The sequence below is a fragment of the Streptomyces noursei genome (assembly GCF_001646665.1).
GTDB lineage: Bacteria > Actinomycetota > Actinomycetes > Streptomycetales > Streptomycetaceae > Streptomyces > Streptomyces lavendulocolor.
In genome coordinates, this window is record NZ_LWBU01000091.1 from 179,368 (window position 1) to 180,154 (window position 787).

Annotated in this window: 1 protein-coding gene; it reads left to right on the plus strand. The window is 75.3% G+C overall.

What is annotated here, in order from left to right; all coding sequences use genetic code 11:
* The coding region (locus A4V12_RS09135; protein ID WP_234372114.1) for a polysaccharide deacetylase family protein at positions 1-751 on the plus strand (751 nt) is incomplete at its 5' end.
* Positions 752-787: the final 36 nt, after the last annotated feature.

Consider the following 787-nt stretch of genomic DNA (forward strand, 5'->3'; position numbering starts at 1 on the left):
GACGAGCCCCTCCCCCGTCCGGGTGCCGCCCACCATGGCACCCGGCCCGGGCGGCACGACGCCGGTGTTCGCCCGCGGGGCCGCGGCGGCCGGCCGGACCGTCGCCCTCACCTTCGACGCCGACATGACGGCCGACCAGGGCCCCCGGGCCGCCCGCGGCGAACGGTTCGACAACCCCGCGCTGATCGACACGCTGAGGCGCCTGAAGGTGGACGCCACCGTCTTCATGACCGGGCGCTGGGCCGAGGAGTACCCCGACCAGGCGAGGGCCATCGGCAACGACCCCCGCTTCGAGATCGCCAACCACTCCTACAGCCACCACGCCTTCACGTCCCCGTGCTACGGCCTGCCCACCCTGGCGCGGCGGGACATGGCGGCCGACGTGACCCGCGCCTTCGACGCCTTCCGCACGGCCGGGGCACGCAACGTCGTGCCGTACTTCCGCTTCCCCGGCGGCTGCTACGACGACGGCGCGCTGCGCGCGCTGGCCGCCGCGCAGGTCACGGCCGTCCAATGGGACGTGGTCGGCGGCGACGCGTTCGCCACGGACGCCGACGCCGTCGCCGAGCAGGTGCTGTCGGGCGTCCGCCCCGGCTCCCTGGTGGTGCTGCACTGCACCCGCAGCGCCGCGCCCGCCACCGAGCGGGCGGTCCGCCGCATCGTCCCCGAGCTGCGCGAGCGCGGCTACCGCTTCGTCAAGGTCTCGGAGCTGATGGCCGCGGGCCCCGGCACACCGGCGGACTTGCCCTGAAGTGCGCTCCAGCCCCCAGGGAGTGTCCGCAAAGTA